Below are 14,744 nucleotides of genomic sequence, written 5' to 3' on the forward strand. Positions count from 1 at the left end.
CTGGATCGTTCCAACGCGACTTTCCAACGTCGCGTAGTTCACACTCTGTGGCGTGCGCCACTCCGCACTCCTAAAGTCCGTCCTTATGACCGAGGCCACTGCAACGTCGCAGCCCGTCCCCTTGACCCGCCCTGAGGACGCACACACTCAGGCGGAGTGGGAGGCAGCGGCGGCCGCTGTCCTCCGCAAGGCGCGACGGCTCAGCGACGATGATCCCGATGACCGTGTGTGGCAGAAGCTGGGGCGCACGACGCTCGACGATGTCGCGATAGCCCCGCTGGGCCTGCCCGGCGGACCCGTGGTCGCCGTACGACCGACCCGGCCGGGCGCCTGGGACATCCGGAGCCTGATCGCTCCGGGTGCGGGCGCCGGCGGTGCCACGGTCGCGCGCGAGGAGGCCCTGGCCGACCTCGACGCCGGCGCCACCAGCGTCTGGCTCGCCGCCGACGGCACCACCGACGTGGCCGCCTCCCTCGACGGCGTCCTGCTCGACCTCGCGCCGGTGGTGCTCGACGCCCCGACCGCGACCGCTGCGGTGGCTGAGGCGTTCCTGGCACTGCCCGGGGTGAAGCACGCCGACTCCAACCTGGGCATCGACCCGCTCGGCGCGATGCTGCGCGAGATCCCGCTGGCCGTCGACGAGGCCGTGGCCGAGCTGACCGGCCTGGCTCGCAAGGCCTGGGGTGCCGACGTCCGCGCGATCGTGGTCGACGCCACGGCTGCTCACGACCTGGGCGCGAGCGACGCCCAGGAGCTGGGCTGGGCGATCGCAGTGGGCACCGCCTACCTGCGCTGGCTCACCGCCGCGGCCGGTGGCGCCTTCAGCGTCGACGAGGCCGCCGCCCTGATCGACTTCCGCTTCGCCGCGACCGACGAGCAGTTCCCCACGATCGCGAAGCTGCGTGCCGCGCGCACCCTGTGGGCCAGCGTGCTGACCCACTCCGGCGCGACCTCGGTCGAGACCCGGATCCACGCCGTCACCAGCCGGCCGATGCAGTCCAAGTACGACCCGTACGTGAACATGCTGCGCGCCACCGTCGCCGCGTTCGCCGCCGGTGTCGCCGGTGCCGACGCCGTCACGGTGCTGCCCTTCGACTCGGCCAACGGCCGGCCCGAGGCCTTCGGCCGCCGGATCGCCCGCAACGTCAACCACCTGCTGATCGACGAGTCCCACGTCGCCGCGGTGGCCGACCCGGCCGGTGGCTCCTACGCCGTCGAGCAGCTCACCAACGACCTCGCCCTGGCCGGCTGGTCGGAGTTCCAGGTCCTGGAGGGGGAGTGGGAGAGCGGTCACGACTTCTCCGGCTTCCGTGCCCGGATCGACGCCGTGGTGGCCAAGCGCAGCGCCGAGATCGCCCGGCGCAAGCGGCCGCTGACCGGCCTGACCGAGTTCCCCAACCTCGCCGAGACCCTGCCCGAGCGGGCCGCTGACCCGCTCAACGACCGGGTGCGTCGCTACGGTGCCGACTTCGAGGCGCTGCGTGACGCCCCGATCACGACGCCGGTCTACCTCGCCACTCTCGGCACCGTCGCCCAGCACACCGCGCGTGCCACCTTCGCCTCCAACCTGCTCGCCGCCGGCGGCATCGACGTCGTGGTGGCGGGCGCCACCGCCGGTGTCGACGACCTGGTGGCGTCGTACGCCGGCCAGCCGGTCGTCATGCTGGCGGGATCGGATGAGGCGTACGCGACCTGGGGTGCCGAGGCGGCCACCGCCCTGCGCGCCGCCGGTGCGCGCCATGTCATCATCGCCGGGAAGCCTGCTGACTTCGCCGACGCCAGTGCCGCGATGGGGGTCGACGCACTCGACTTCCTCGTGCAGACCCGGAAGGAGCTCGGCGCATGATTCCGCCGAATTTCTCACAGATCCCGCTGAGTCTCGATGAGCTCAGCGAGCCGACCCTGCCGGTCGGCAGTGGCTGGGTCAGCCCCGAGGGGATCGAGATCGCGCCGGCGTACACCGCCGCCGACCTTGCCGGTCTCGACGGGCTCGACACCTACCCGGGCCTGAGCCCGTTCCTGCGTGGCCCGTACCCCACGATGTACACCTCGCAGCCGTGGACGATCCGGCAGTACGCCGGCTTCTCCACCGCCGAGGAGTCCAACGCCTTCTACCGTCGCAACCTCGCGGCGGGGCAGAAGGGCCTCAGTGTCGCCTTCGACCTGGCCACCCACCGTGGCTACGATTCCGACCACCCGCGCGTGCGCGGCGACGTCGGCATGGCCGGTGTCGCGATCGACTCGATCTACGACACCCGCACCCTCTTCGACGGCATCCCGCTGGACCAGATGTCGGTCTCGATGACGATGAACGGTGCCGTCCTGCCGGTGCTCGCGCTCTACATCGTCGCGGCCGAGGAGCAGGGCGTGAAGCCCGAGCAGCTCGCCGGCACGATCCAGAACGACGTGCTCAAGGAGTTCATGGTCCGCAACACCTACATCTACCCGCCGGCCGGGTCGATGCGGATCATCGGCGACATCTTCGCCTACACCGCGCAGAACATGCCGCGGTTCAACTCGATCTCGATCTCCGGCTACCACATGCAGGAGGCCGGGGCGACCGCCGACCTGGAGCTGGCCTACACCCTGGCCGACGGTGTCGAGTACATCCGCACCGGTCTTGACGCCGGCCTCGGGATCGACGCGTTCGCGCCGCGACTGTCCTTCTTCTGGGCGATCGGGATGAACTTCTTCATGGAGGTCGCCAAGATGCGCGCGGCCCGGGCGCTGTGGTCGCGCCTGGTCGCCGACTTCGAGCCGAAGTCGGCCAAGTCGCTCTCGCTGCGGACCCACTCCCAGACCTCGGGCTGGTCGCTGACCGCGCAGGACGTCTTCAACAACGTCGGGCGGACCGCGATCGAGGCGATGGCGGCGACCCAGGGCCACACCCAGTCGCTGCACACCAACGCCCTGGACGAGGCGATCGCGCTGCCGACCGACTTCTCGGCCCGGATCGCGCGCAACACCCAGCTGCTGCTCCAGCAGGAGTCGGGCACGACCGGGATCATCGACCCGTGGGCCGGCTCGTACTACGTGGAGAAGCTGACCCACGACCTCGCCACCCGCGCCTGGGCGCACATCGCCGAGGCCGAGGCCGCCGGCGGCATGGCCAAGGCGATCGAGCAGGGCATCCCGAAGATGCGGATCGAGGAGGCGGCCGCCCGCACCCAGGCCCGGATCGACTCCGGCGCCCAGAAGGTGATCGGCGTCAACACGTTCCGACTCGCCTCCGAGGACCCGCTCGAGGTGCTCAAGGTCGACAACAACGAGGTCTACCGCTCCCAGATCGCCAAGCTGGAGCGCCTGCGCGCCGAGCGCAACGACGCCGACGTGGCCGCCGCCCTCGACGCGCTCACCGCCGCTGCGGGCGACCCGGCCAAGGGCAACCTGCTCGCACTGGCCGTCGACGCCGCCCGCGCCAAGGCCACCGTCGGTGAGATCTCCGACGCCGTGGAGAAGGCCTATGGCCGTCACCAGGCCGTGATCCGTACGATCTCCGGCGTGTACCGCGACGAGGCAGCAACGTCCGAGGCGGGCACCTCGGCGGTGTCCGAGGTGCTGGCTGCGACCGAGGAGTTCGAGGAGGCCGAAGGCCGTCGTCCCCGGATCCTGGTCGCCAAGATGGGCCAGGACGGCCACGACCGAGGCCAGAAGGTGATCGTGTCGGCCTTCGCGGACCTCGGCTTCGACGTCGACGTAGGCCCGCTGTTCTCCACCCCCGAGGAGGTCGCCCAGCAGGCCGTCGACGCCGACGTCCACATCGTGGGAGTCTCCTCGCTCGCGGCCGGACACCTGACGCTGCTGCCTGCGCTCAAGGAGGCGCTGGCGGCTCAGGGCCGGCCGGACATCATGGTCGTCATCGGTGGGGTCATCCCGCCCGACGACGTCGCCACCCTCAAGGAGATGGGTGCCGCGGAGGTCTTCCTGCCCGGCACCGTCATCGCCACCGCGGCGGTCGGTCTGCTCAAGGACCTCCGGGCGCAGCTCGACCACTGACCTGGGCACCGCCTTCGCGGTCGTACGACGATCCCCGCACCGGACCGGTGCGGGGATCGTCGTCCATAGGCAGTGTGACGGTCCTCACGTAGGCTCGTGTCATGCGGTTGCCGCAGTCGCGTAGCGATCTCACTCAGGCCCACGAGCGCTTCCTGGCCACCGGGGTGGCCGATGCTGCGGTGCGCCCGGTGGTGGCCGAGTCCTGGCGTCGCAGCCTGCGTGGTGGCCTCGACCCTGAGGCGGCCCGGCCACCCGTCGACCTGGTCGACGAGGCCCTGGAGCAGTGGCGCAGCGCCCATCCGCTGGCCGGTGCGATGCCGGTGATCCGACGGCTGCTGGTCGAGGAGGCGGGCGACTTCCTGGTCGCGATCAGCGACGCCGCCGGCCGCCTGATGTGGGTCGAGGGGCCCGGCCAGCTCAAGGCCCGGATGGAGGCGATCCACTTCGTCGAGGGTGCGGTCTGGAGCGAGGCCGCGGCCGGCACGAATGCCCCGGGCACAGCCCTGGCCCTCGACGCCCCGGTCCAGATCGTGGCCGCCGAGCACCTGGCGCGGCCCGTGACGCCGTGGAGCTGTGCTGCGGCACCGATCCACGATCCTGAGACCGGCGCGATGCTCGGCGCCCTCGACGTCACCGGTGGTGACGACGTGGCCTCCCCGCAGGCACTGTCGATCGTGCGGGCCACGGTCGCGGCCGTGGAGCGCGAGCTCCAGCTGCAGCGGCTACTGCGTCGTGAGACGGCGCCTCGTGCCGAGGTCGTCGTCCGCACCTTGGGGATGGCGAGCGCGGTGATCGAGAGTGCTGTCGGCGCCACCCGGCTGAGCGCTCGGCACAGTGAGCTGGTGGTGTTGCTCGCCGCCCACGCTGACGGCCTGACCGGCGAGACGCTCGCGGTCCAGCTGCGCGACGACGACCTGGCCCCGGTGACGTTGCGGGCTGAGCTCTCGCGGCTGCGGTCCCTGCTGGCAGTGCATGGTCTGGAGCTGGCCGGACGGCCCTACCGGATCGACCGCCGACTGCGCCTCGACGTCGACGAGGTGCGTGACCTGATCCGGGTCGGGGACCTCGGCGGCGTGGTGGATCGCTACCGCGGCGACCTGCTGCCCGGCTCGGAGGCGCCGGGCGTGCGGGACCTGCGTGAACGGGTCCGCGCCCAGGTCCGCGCGGCGCTGATCGCCGGACGCAACCCCGACGCGTTGCTCCGCTTCGCCGACACCGACCACGGTCGTGACGACTGGGAGGTCTGGCAGGCGGCGTTCGACCTGATCGGGGAGTCCTCGCCGCGCTACGGCCGGGTGCGCGACCACCTCGCCGCCCTGGATCGCGACCTGCGCTGAGGGCCGGAAGCGTTGCAACGTTCCTGCAACGCACGCGTGACTAGCGTCACAGTCATGACTACCTACGCGCAGCCCGGAGCCGAGGGCAGCATCGTCACCTACAAGTCCCGCTACGAGAACTGGATCGGCAACGAGTGGGTGCCGCCGGTGAAGGGGCAGTACTTCGAGAACCCCTCGCCGGTCAACGGCAAGGTCTTCTGCGAGGTCGCCCGCTCGACCGCCGAGGACATCGAGCTCGCCCTGGACGCCGCCCATGCGGCGGCCCCGGCCTGGGGGAAGACCTCGGTCGCCGAGCGCGCCAACATCCTCAACAAGATCGCCGACCGGATCGAGGCCAACCTCGAGATGCTGGCGGTGGGGGAGACCTGGGACAACGGCAAGCCGGTGCGTGAGACCAAGGCCGCCGACCTGCCGCTGGCCGTCGACCACTTCCGCTACTTCGCCGGCGCGATCCGGGCCCAGGAGGGCCACCTGTCCCAGATCGACGACGACACCGTGGCCTACCACTTCCACGAGCCGCTCGGCGTCGTCGGCCAGATCATCCCGTGGAACTTCCCGCTGCTGATGGCGACCTGGAAGCTCGCCCCCGCGCTCGCGGCCGGCAACGCCGTCGTGCTCAAGCCCGCCGAGCAGACCCCGGCCTCCATCATGTTGCTCGTCGAGCTGATCGGAGACCTGCTGCCGGCCGGCGTACTCAACGTCGTCAACGGCTTCGGGGTGGAGGCGGGCAAGCCGCTGGCCTCCTCGCCTCGGATCCGCAAGATCGCCTTCACCGGGGAGACCACCACCGGTCGGCTGATCATGCAGTACGCCAGCCAGAACCTGATCCCGGTCACCCTGGAGCTCGGCGGCAAGAGCCCCAACATCTTCTTCGACGACGTGCTCGCCGCCGACGACGCCTTCTCCGACAAGGCGCTGGAGGGGTTCGCGATGTTCGCCCTCAACCAGGGTGAGGTCTGCACCTGCCCGAGCCGGGCACTGATCCAGCGCTCGATCTACGACCCGTTCCTGTCGGCGGCCACCGACCGGGTGAAGAAGATCGTGCAGGGCAACCCGCTCGACGACGACACCATGATCGGGGCCCAGGCCAGCAATGACCAGCTGGAGAAGATCCTGTCCTACATCCAGATCGGCACCGAGGAGGGCGCCCGGATCCTCGCCGGCGGCGAGCGGGTCGACCTCGGCGGGGACCTGTCGGGTGGCTACTACGTCGCACCGACGATCTTCGAGGGGCACAACAAGATGCGGATCTTCCAGGAGGAGATCTTCGGTCCCGTGGTCTCGGTGACCGGCTTCGACGACTTCGACGACGCCATGTCGCTGGCCAACGACACCCTGTACGGCCTCGGTGCCGGGGTCTGGTCGCGCAACACCAACACCGCCTACCGGGCGGGCCGCGAGATCCAGGCCGGCCGGGTCTGGACGAACTGCTACCACGCCTATCCGGCGCACGCGGCGTTCGGCGGCTACAAGTCCTCGGGCATCGGCCGGGAGAACCACGCGATGATGCTGGACCACTACCAGCAGACCAAGAACCTGCTGGTCTCCTACAACCCGAACGCCCAGGGCTTCTTCTGATGCAACGGGTGGACCTCACCCCTGCGGCCGCCGATGTCGTACGGCGGCTGCAGGGCGTCCACGGTCCGGTGATGTTCCACCAGTCCGGCGGCTGCTGTGACGGGTCGGCGCCGATGTGCTTCCCGGCCGGTGAGTTCCTGACCGGGGAGGCCGACGTGCTGATCGGCACCCTCGACGTCGACGACGGGCAGCCGCCGGTGGAGGTCTGGATGTCGCGCGAGCAGTTCGGCTACTGGTCCCACACCCACCTCACCATCGACGTGGTGCCGGGCCGCGGTGCGGGCTTCTCCTTGGAGGCACCCGACGGGATCCGGTTCCTGCTGCGCTCGCGGCTGCTCACCGATGCTGAGGTAGCGGCCGATCAGGCGGATCCGGAGCGCGCGTAGGTCGGAGGTGGGCTCAGGCCGGCGGCGTGGTGGGGCTCGTGCGCCTGCGGGCCTGGCGGTGCGCGTAGCGCTCTGCGCGTTCGAGCCACGCGGGGTCGGTGTAGGTGCCGGGGGTGCCGAGGATCATCGCGCCGAAGTCGATGCGGGCTTGGGCGATGGTGTCGGGGTCCGGTGCGTCCTCGGCGTACCAGGGGTCGAGGTCGGGGGCCTCGACGAGGTGCTTGCCGGGGGCCACCGTGGTGATGTTCCAGTTGCTCAGGTCGTGGGCGTTGGCGAGGTGATGGTCGGTGAGGAGCTGGATGCCGGCGGCGTCGGGGACCTGGGTGGTGTCGAGGTCGCGTCGGCTGGCGTAGTAGCCGTTATGCGTGTGGTGGTAGGGCGGGAGGGAGAGCCAGAACTTCAGGGCGTCGTTGGCTGTCCAGGCGGTCGCGGTACGTCGGATGGTGGCGAAGTCGAGGTGCGGGGCGTGGGCGATGAGTGCTTGACGCAGTGCGTGCTGTCGTTTGCTGGTGGGCAGGTTGGCGTCGAAGTCGGTGAGGCAGAGGCGTCCGGTGGGGTCGAAGGCAACGCGCCGGAAGCGGTTCCCGTCGGTGGCGGAGGTGACACGGCGCTGGGTGGGGTGGTGGGCGAGGAAGCGGGGGAGGTCTGCGGGGTCGAGCGTGCGGTAGCGGATGGGGGCAAAGAACCAGACGGGGTTGGTGCGGTCGTCTTGGACCCACGTGCTGACCCAGTCGGTGAGGAACGTTCGCGCCTCGGGGTCGTTGTCCCAGACCGGTGAGACGTGGAGGCCGCGCGGCTCGATCTTGCTCAACGGTGTCCAGCCGTTGAAGGCGAGGATCGCTGTCGGGAAGGTGTCGACGCCGGGAGTGCCGGGTGGGCTCTTGGGGTAGACCGGTGGCCCGATGGTGGCCGCGACGTCGGCATCGTGGAGGCAGCGGATCGCGAGGGTGAGGAGGGCTTCGAGGGAGGCCCAACGCGTTGCCTGCGTGCCCCGGGAGCGGTCGTCGCCGATGTAGATCAGCCAGGTGACGTCGATCGGACTGGTCTCGAGACGACTGTTGTGGAGGTGCACGGGGGTGGAGGTCGGCTGGAAAGCCTCCCATGCCAGTGCGATCGCCTCCGCGGCGGCGTCGACCTCGGTCGGATCGGCGGGGCGGACGGTGAACTCGATGGACGAGTCTCCCATCTGGGCGTCACGGCGGACTTCGTCCCACAGAACGGTGCTCACAGGCAGCATCATGCCCCGGCCTGACGTGGGGTGCGGACGTATCTGCAGGAGCGGCTAGGAGCGTGCGTAGATCAGCCGGGTGATCGCCTCGGCGAGCTCGGCCAGGCCCGCCTCCAGGGCGTCGGGGTCGGCGTCGCGGAGGTGGGCCAGGCGGGTGTTGCGCAGGATGTCGACCATCCAGGCCAGGGTGGCGGGGCCGATCGTGTCGGGAGCCGCGCCGGAGGCCTGGTCGCGGGCGATCTTGGCCTCCAGGCCCGCGGAGAAGCGGGCCTTGACCCGCTCGACGAAGTCGCTGAGCGGGGGATAGGCGTCGACGTAGGCCGAGTTGAGGGTGCAGGCCAGGATCGCGCCGTTGGCCTGCCACAGGGCGGCGGCGCCGGCCAGCTCCTCGCGCAGCGTCTCCGGGCTCGGGCCGTCGGTGGCCAGCCAGACGTGGGTCTGGGCGAAGTCGTCGCTGACCTCCTCCATCAAGCGGGCCAGGACCGCCTGCTTGGTGGGGAAGTAGAAGTAGAACGCGGTGCGGGAGATGCCGGCCGCGGTGGTGATGTCGTCGACGGTGATCGTCGCCATCGACTTCTCGGTCAGCAGCCGGCGTACGACGGCCAGGATCTGGTCCTCACGCTGATCGCCCTTGCTCCGCCCGGCACGGCGGCGAGAGGTCTCCTCGTCGAGGTGCGGGAGAGGGTCGGTCGCGGGCATGACCCCAGCCTAGGTGAGCCCCATCACGATCGCACGCTCGCGACCGACACGTAATTGACGCACCGTCGAAAATGTTCGACAGAGCGTTGATACATCCGTAGGCTCTGCACTTATGTCGTCGTCCCCTGTCTCCACCGGGCCCGCCCAGGTGCCCACCTCCTCCTCTCGGGCGGTCTCACCCACCCTCGTCCTGATCACCATGGCCACCGGCGTGCTGCTGCTGGCGATGGTGCAGACCCTGGTCATCCCGGTGCTGCCCCAGATCGGCGTCGACCTCGGCGTCTCCTCGACCACGGCCGGCTGGGTCACCACCGCGACGATGCTGACCGCCTCGGCGATCACCCCGCTCTTCGGCCGTATCGGCGACGTCTACGGCCACAAGCCGGTGATCGTGATCGCGCTCGTGCTCACCCTGATCGGCAGCGTCCTGGCCGCCGTCACGCACTCGATCGCGCCGCTGATCATCGCCCGCGTCCTCCAGGGCGCCAGCTTCGGCCTCTTCCCGCTCGCGATCAGCGTGCTGCGCCAGGAGATGCCGCGCGAGCGCCTCACCGGTGCGATGGCGGTCGCGGCCTCCTCGCTCGGCTTCGGCTCCGGACTGGCGCTGGTCGCCACCGGTCTGCTCACCAAGGGTGACGCCGACTACCGCCGGATCTTCTGGCTGCTGGTCGTGCTGACCGCCCTGGTCCTGATCCTCGCCGTGGTCAGCCTGCCCCGTCGCGCCGGCCTCGGCGGCCGGGTCGACTACGTCGGTGCCTTCGTCCTCGCCGTCGGTCTGGTCGCCCTGCTGCTGCCGATCTCCCAGGGCCACGAGTGGGGCTGGGGCTCGGGTCGTGTGATCGGCCTCTTCGTCGCCGCCGTCGTCGTCCTGGTCGGCTTCGTCGCACTCCAGGCGCGCACCGCCGAGCCGCTGGTCGCCACCTCGCTGCTCACCCGCCGTCCGGTGCTGGCCACCAACCTGGCGAGCCTCTTCGTCGGCTTCGCGATGTTCACCGTCTTCGTGGGCGCGACGTACCTGGTCGAGACCCCCAAGGAGCTGGCCGGCTTCGGGTTCAGCGCCAGCGTGCTGCGCACCAGCGTCGAGTTCATGCTGCCCGGCGCCATCGTCTCGGTGCTGATGGGCCCGCTCGCGGGCCGGCTGGTCGGTCGGATCGGTCCGCGCTGGGTGCTCGTCAACGCCAGCGCCGTCGGCGCGGTCGGCATGCTCGGTCTGATCCTGCTGCACGACACCGCGGCGCAGGTGATCTGCACCCTGATCGTCGGCAATGCGGCCATCGCCGCGGCGTACGCCTCGATGCCGGCGCTCCTGGTGAGCAATGTCGAGGCGCATGAGACGGGCGTTGCGAACTCGGTCAACTCGATCATGCGGACCGTCGGCGGCTCGATCGGTTCGGCCGTCATCGTCACCATCCTGGCTAGCGACGTGGTGCACCACGCCACCCCGGCGGGCACCGTCACGCTGCCGGCCGAGAGTGCGTACGTCGTCGCCTTCGTGCTCGGCCTGGTCGCCTTCATCGCCGCCGGCCTGATGGCGGCCTTCGGGATCGGCTCGGGCGGGCGCGCCCTGACCGCCGAGGAGGTCCGCGAGGACGAGGCGCTCGGCGCCGCCGGTGAGTTCGCTTCGGTCTCCTCGGACCTGTGACGTCTCGCCGGTGACACACCTCTGACCCCGTCACTCCCGGGATGGTTAGGGTGACCTGTGTGGCTGACAACCAGGTGCCCGGACTGATCGCGGGAGTGACGGAGGGCAGGCGTGCCGCGGTCGCGCGCGCGATCACGCTGGTCGAGTCGACCAAGCCCGCCCACCGCGCACTGGCCCGTGAGCTGCTCACCGATCTGGGTGGTCCCGCCACCCCGGCGGTCAGGGTCGGCATCTCCGGTGTCCCGGGTGTCGGCAAGTCCACCTTCATCGAGGCGCTCGGCACCCGGCTGACCGACGCCGGGCACCGGGTCGGGGTGTTGGCGGTCGACCCGTCCTCGGTCCGCACCGGCGGCTCGGTGCTGGGGGACAAGACCCGGATGAGCCGGCTCTCGGTCGACCCGAACGCCTTCATCAGGCCCTCGCCGAGCGCGGGCACCCTGGGGGGCGTCGCCCGGGCCACCGCCCAGGCGATGTCGGTCCTGGAAGCCGCCGGGTACGACGTGATCCTGGTCGAGACCGTCGGCGTGGGGCAGTCCGAGGTGACCGTCGCCGGGATGGTCGACACCTTCCTGTTCCTCACCATCGCCCGCACCGGCGACCAGCTCCAGGGGATCAAGAAGGGCATCCTGGAGATCGCCGACGTGATCGCGGTGAACAAGGCCGACCCCGGTGACGTCGCCCGCCAGACCGAGGCGAAGGCCGCGGCCCGCGAGCTCGCCGGCGCGCTGCGGATGGTGCGCGGTCACGACGAGTGGGCACCGCCGGTGGTCACGGCCAGCGGCCTGGCCGACGACGGCGTCGACGGGGTCTGGGAGCAGGTCCTGGCCCACCGTGCCCAGCTCGGCGACGCGGGGCTGCGCGACAAGCGCGCCCACCAGCAGCTCGACTTCACCTGGGCCCTGGTCCGCGACGAGCTCGAGCAGCGTCTGCGGCACCATCGCCAGGTCCGTGCCATCCGCGACGAGATCAGTGCGGAGCTGCTCGCCGGCGAGCTGACCGCCACGGTGGCGGCCGACCGGCTGCTCGAGGCGTTCGACGGCGACCAGGCCTGAAACCTGTGTTTCGGAATCGGTCCTGTGGGGCCGACTTCGTAACAACTTGGTGTCGTGCGCTACCCCCGGGTATGCGAGGCTCTCAGTTGCTTCTAAAGTTGCCCGATGCGGGCCCCCGTCCCGAGGGGGCGCAGTACAACCAAGGAGGCGTCTTGCGCCGCACTACCAAGTTTGCAGCCGTCCTGTCGGTCGGCGCCCTGTCGCTGGCCGCGCTGACGGCCTGTGGCAGCAGCAGCGATGGCTCGACTGCGAAGGACAACACGTCCTCGACGACGAAGAAGTCCGACATCAAGGTCGGTCTGGCCTACGACATCGGTGGCCGTGGCGACCAGTCGTTCAACGACATGGCCGCTGCCGGTCTCGACAAGGCCAAGAAGGAGTTCGGCCTGACGACCTCGGAGTCCGAGGCCTCGGCTGACGAGTCCGACTCGGCCAAGGAGGACCGCCTGGTCCAGATGGCGGAGCAGGGCTACAACCCGATCATCGCCGTCGGCTTCGCCTACGACGCTGCGGTCGCCAAGATCGCTCCGCAGTACCCCGACACCAGCTTCGCGATCATCGACGACGTCCCGGCCGGTGCCGACGGCAAGCCGATCGCCAACGTGGTGCCGCTGGTCTTCGCCGAGGAGCAGGGCTCCTTCCTGGTCGGTGCCGCCGCTGCGCTGAAGTCCAAGTCCGGCACGATCGGCTTCGTCGGTGGCGTCAACACGCCGCTGATCCAGAAGTTCGAGGCCGGTTACGACGCGGGCGCCAAGGCGGTCAACCCGAAGATCGTGATCAAGTCCACCTACCTCTCGCAGCCGCCGGACTTCAGCGGCTTCGGTGACCCGGCCAAGGGCAAGACGGCTGCGGCCGGCGAGTTCGACGCCGGTGCGGACGTCGTGTTCCACGCTGCTGGTGGTTCGGGCACCGGCGTGTTCGAGGCCGCCAAGGCTGCCAAGGGTCTCGCCATCGGCGTCGACTCCGACCAGTACCTGACCGCTGCTGCGGACCTCAAGCCGTTCATCCTGACCTCGATGCTCAAGCACGTCGACGTCGCGGTGTACGACTTCCTCAAGGCCGCCGTCGACGGCAAGCCGCTGACGGGCACGCAGACCTTCGACCTGAAGGACGGCGGCGTCGCCTACTCCACCAGCGGTGGCAAGGTCGACGACATCAAGGCCCAGCTGGACGAGTACGCCAAGAAGATCATCGACGGCACCATCACGGTGCCCTCGACGCTGAAGTAACACCCGCGCGCAGGCCCGGGGGGAGCGCTACGTTCCTCCCGGGCCTGAGTGTTTCATCGAGGAGGGGTCGGTCATCACAACAGAACTGGCAGTCCGGTTGACGGACATCGGGAAGCGTTTCCCGGGCGTGATCGCGAACGATCACGTCAATGTCGAGGTGCGCCGTGGCACCGTTCACGCCCTGGTCGGGGAGAACGGAGCGGGCAAGTCGACCCTGATGAAGATTCTGTACGGCGTACAGAAGCCGGATTCGGGCACGATCGAGATCAACGGCACCGAGGTGAGCTTCTCCTCGCCCGCTGACGCGATCGCCGCCGGTATCGGCATGGTCTTCCAGCACTTCATGCTGGCGGACAACCTCACCGTTCTCGAGAACGTGGTGCTCGGTGCCGAGAAGCTCTACGGCTCGGGGGAGAAGGCCAGGGCGCGCATCCGGGAGCTCGCCACGACGTACGGCTTCGACCTCGACCCCGACCGCCTGGTCGAGCACCTCGGGGTCGGCGACCGCCAGCGGGTGGAGATCCTCAAGGTGCTCTACCGCGGCGCCAAGACCATCATCCTCGACGAGCCCACCGCCGTGCTGGTGCCGCACGAGGTCGACGAGCTCTTCTCGAACCTGCGCGACCTCAAGGCCGACGGCCTGACCGTGCTGTTCATCTCGCACAAGCTCGACGAGGTGCTCAGCGTCGCCGACGACGTCACCGTCATCCGGCGCGGCACCACCGTCGCCACCGCCGACCCCAAGGCGATCACGGCACGTCAGCTCGCCGAGCTGATGGTCGGCTCCGAGCTGCCCTCGCCGAGCACCGAGACCTCCACCGTCACCGACGTCGTCGAGCTCTCCGTGCGGGACCTGTCGATGCCCGACCCGCAGGGCGGCCGCGACCTGCTCACCGACATCTCCTTCGACATCCACCGTGGCGAGATCGTCGGCATCGCCGGCGTCGAGGGCAACGGCCAGGCCGAGCTCGTCGAGGCGATCATGGGGATGCGCAAGGGCACCGGCGTGGTCACGCTGGCCGGCGCCGACATCACGCACTGGTCCACCGCGCGCCGCCGCGAGACCGGGATCGGGTACATCCCCGAGGACCGCCACCGCCACGGCCTGCTGCTGGACGCCCCGCTCTGGGAGAACCGGATCCTCGGTCACCAGACCCGCAAGCCCAACGTCAAGGGACCGTTTATCGACCGCTCGGGCGCCCGCAAGGACACCCAGCGGATCGTCGAGCAGTACGACGTCCGGACGCCGGGCATCGACACCACCGCCCGTGCCCTGTCCGGCGGCAACCAGCAGAAGCTGATCGTCGGTCGCGAGATGAGCGGCGACCCGTCGCTGCTGATCGCCTCGCACCCGACCCGTGGTGTCGACGTCGGCGCGCAGGCGGCGATCTGGGACCACATCAAGACCGCTCGCCGCAGCGGCCTCGCGGTGCTGCTGATCTCCGCCGACCTCGACGAGCTGATCGGCCTCTCGGACACCATCCACGTGATGCTCCGCGGCCGCCTGGTCGGCACCGTCGACCCGCAGACAGTGACTCCCACCGAACTCGGCTCCGCCATGACCGGCGCCACCGAACCCTCAGCGTCGGGAAAGTGA

Annotated in this window: 11 protein-coding genes; 9 read left to right on the plus strand and 2 right to left on the minus strand. The window is 70.0% G+C overall.

The annotated features are described in order from the left end of the window. The first annotated feature begins 85 nt into the window (after positions 1-85). The 5 genes from Q1V88_RS15880 (at position 86) to Q1V88_RS15900 (ending at position 7,297) form a co-directional block, all read left to right on the plus strand. On the plus strand, positions 86-1,846 hold the full coding sequence (locus Q1V88_RS15880) for a methylmalonyl-CoA mutase family protein (protein WP_300682268.1): 1,761 nt from the start codon (positions 86-88) through the stop codon (positions 1,844-1,846). Then, entirely contained in the window at positions 1,843-3,996 is a 2,154-nt protein-coding gene (gene scpA / locus Q1V88_RS15885; RefSeq protein WP_300682269.1) for a methylmalonyl-CoA mutase, read from the plus strand. The genes Q1V88_RS15880 and scpA overlap by 4 nt, the downstream gene beginning before the upstream one ends. Positions 3,997-4,097: 101 nt before the next feature. After that, positions 4,098-5,333, plus strand: coding sequence for a transcriptional regulator (locus Q1V88_RS15890; protein WP_300682270.1), 1,236 nt, complete (start codon positions 4,098-4,100; stop codon positions 5,331-5,333). Positions 5,334-5,387: 54 nt separating this feature from the next. After that, positions 5,388-6,911, plus strand: coding sequence for an aldehyde dehydrogenase (adh, locus tag Q1V88_RS15895; RefSeq protein WP_300682271.1), 1,524 nt, complete (start codon positions 5,388-5,390; stop codon positions 6,909-6,911). Further along, positions 6,911-7,297, plus strand: a complete 387-nt coding sequence (locus Q1V88_RS15900; protein WP_300682272.1) for a DUF779 domain-containing protein — start codon at positions 6,911-6,913, stop codon at positions 7,295-7,297. Before adh ends, Q1V88_RS15900 begins: the two co-directional genes overlap by 1 nt. Positions 7,298-7,310: 13 nt before the next feature. Here the strand turns inward: Q1V88_RS15900 and Q1V88_RS15905 are convergent, their stop codons facing one another. Both Q1V88_RS15905 and Q1V88_RS15910 read right to left on the minus strand, forming a co-directional pair. After that, positions 7,311-8,525, minus strand: coding sequence for a hypothetical protein (locus Q1V88_RS15905; protein WP_300682273.1), 1,215 nt, complete (start codon positions 8,523-8,525; stop codon positions 7,311-7,313). A gap of 54 nt (positions 8,526-8,579) precedes the next feature. Beyond that, a complete protein-coding gene (locus Q1V88_RS15910) occupies positions 8,580-9,224 on the minus strand; it encodes a TetR/AcrR family transcriptional regulator (RefSeq protein ID WP_300682274.1) in 645 nt (214 codons plus the stop codon). Positions 9,225-9,336: 112 nt separating this feature from the next. Between Q1V88_RS15910 and Q1V88_RS15915 the strand changes: the two genes are divergently transcribed. From Q1V88_RS15915 to Q1V88_RS15930, 4 genes are all read left to right on the plus strand, one after another. Continuing rightward, a complete protein-coding gene (locus Q1V88_RS15915) occupies positions 9,337-10,866 on the plus strand; it encodes an MFS transporter (RefSeq protein WP_300682275.1) in 1,530 nt (509 codons plus the stop codon). A 59-nt stretch (positions 10,867-10,925) separates the two neighbouring features. Beyond that, the gene (meaB, locus tag Q1V88_RS15920) at positions 10,926-11,918 is read left to right on the plus strand and encodes a methylmalonyl Co-A mutase-associated GTPase MeaB (RefSeq protein ID WP_300682276.1); all 993 of its coding nucleotides are present in this window, start codon (positions 10,926-10,928) and stop codon (positions 11,916-11,918) included. A gap of 152 nt (positions 11,919-12,070) precedes the next feature. Further along, complete coding sequence (locus Q1V88_RS15925) at positions 12,071-13,147, plus strand: BMP family ABC transporter substrate-binding protein (protein WP_300682277.1); 1,077 nt, start codon at positions 12,071-12,073, stop codon at positions 13,145-13,147. 127 nt (positions 13,148-13,274) lie between these two features. Next, positions 13,275-14,744: an ABC transporter ATP-binding protein gene (locus Q1V88_RS15930; RefSeq protein WP_300682278.1), complete on the plus strand. Its 1,470-nt coding sequence runs from the start codon at positions 13,275-13,277 to the stop codon at positions 14,742-14,744.

Source organism: Nocardioides sp., assembly GCF_030150155.1.
GTDB lineage: Bacteria > Actinomycetota > Actinomycetes > Propionibacteriales > Nocardioidaceae > Nocardioides.

What these genes read in the sequence shown, in the direction of transcription:
- adh (WP_300682271.1), top strand. Translation starts at nt 5,388, where the DNA reads ATGACTACCTACGCGCAGCCCGGAGCCGAGGGCAGCATCGTCACCTAC.
- Q1V88_RS15915 (WP_300682275.1), top strand. Translation starts at nt 9,337, where the DNA reads ATGTCGTCGTCCCCTGTCTCCACCGGGCCCGCCCAGGTGCCCACCTCC.
- Q1V88_RS15880 (WP_300682268.1), top strand. Translation starts at nt 86, where the DNA reads ATGACCGAGGCCACTGCAACGTCGCAGCCCGTCCCCTTGACCCGCCCT.
- Q1V88_RS15900 (WP_300682272.1), top strand. Translation starts at nt 6,911, where the DNA reads ATGCAACGGGTGGACCTCACCCCTGCGGCCGCCGATGTCGTACGGCGG.
- scpA (WP_300682269.1), top strand. Translation starts at nt 1,843, where the DNA reads ATGATTCCGCCGAATTTCTCACAGATCCCGCTGAGTCTCGATGAGCTC.
- Q1V88_RS15890 (WP_300682270.1), top strand. Translation starts at nt 4,098, where the DNA reads ATGCGGTTGCCGCAGTCGCGTAGCGATCTCACTCAGGCCCACGAGCGC.
- Q1V88_RS15910 (WP_300682274.1), bottom strand. Translation starts at nt 9,224, where the DNA reads ATGCCCGCGACCGACCCTCTCCCGCACCTCGACGAGGAGACCTCTCGC.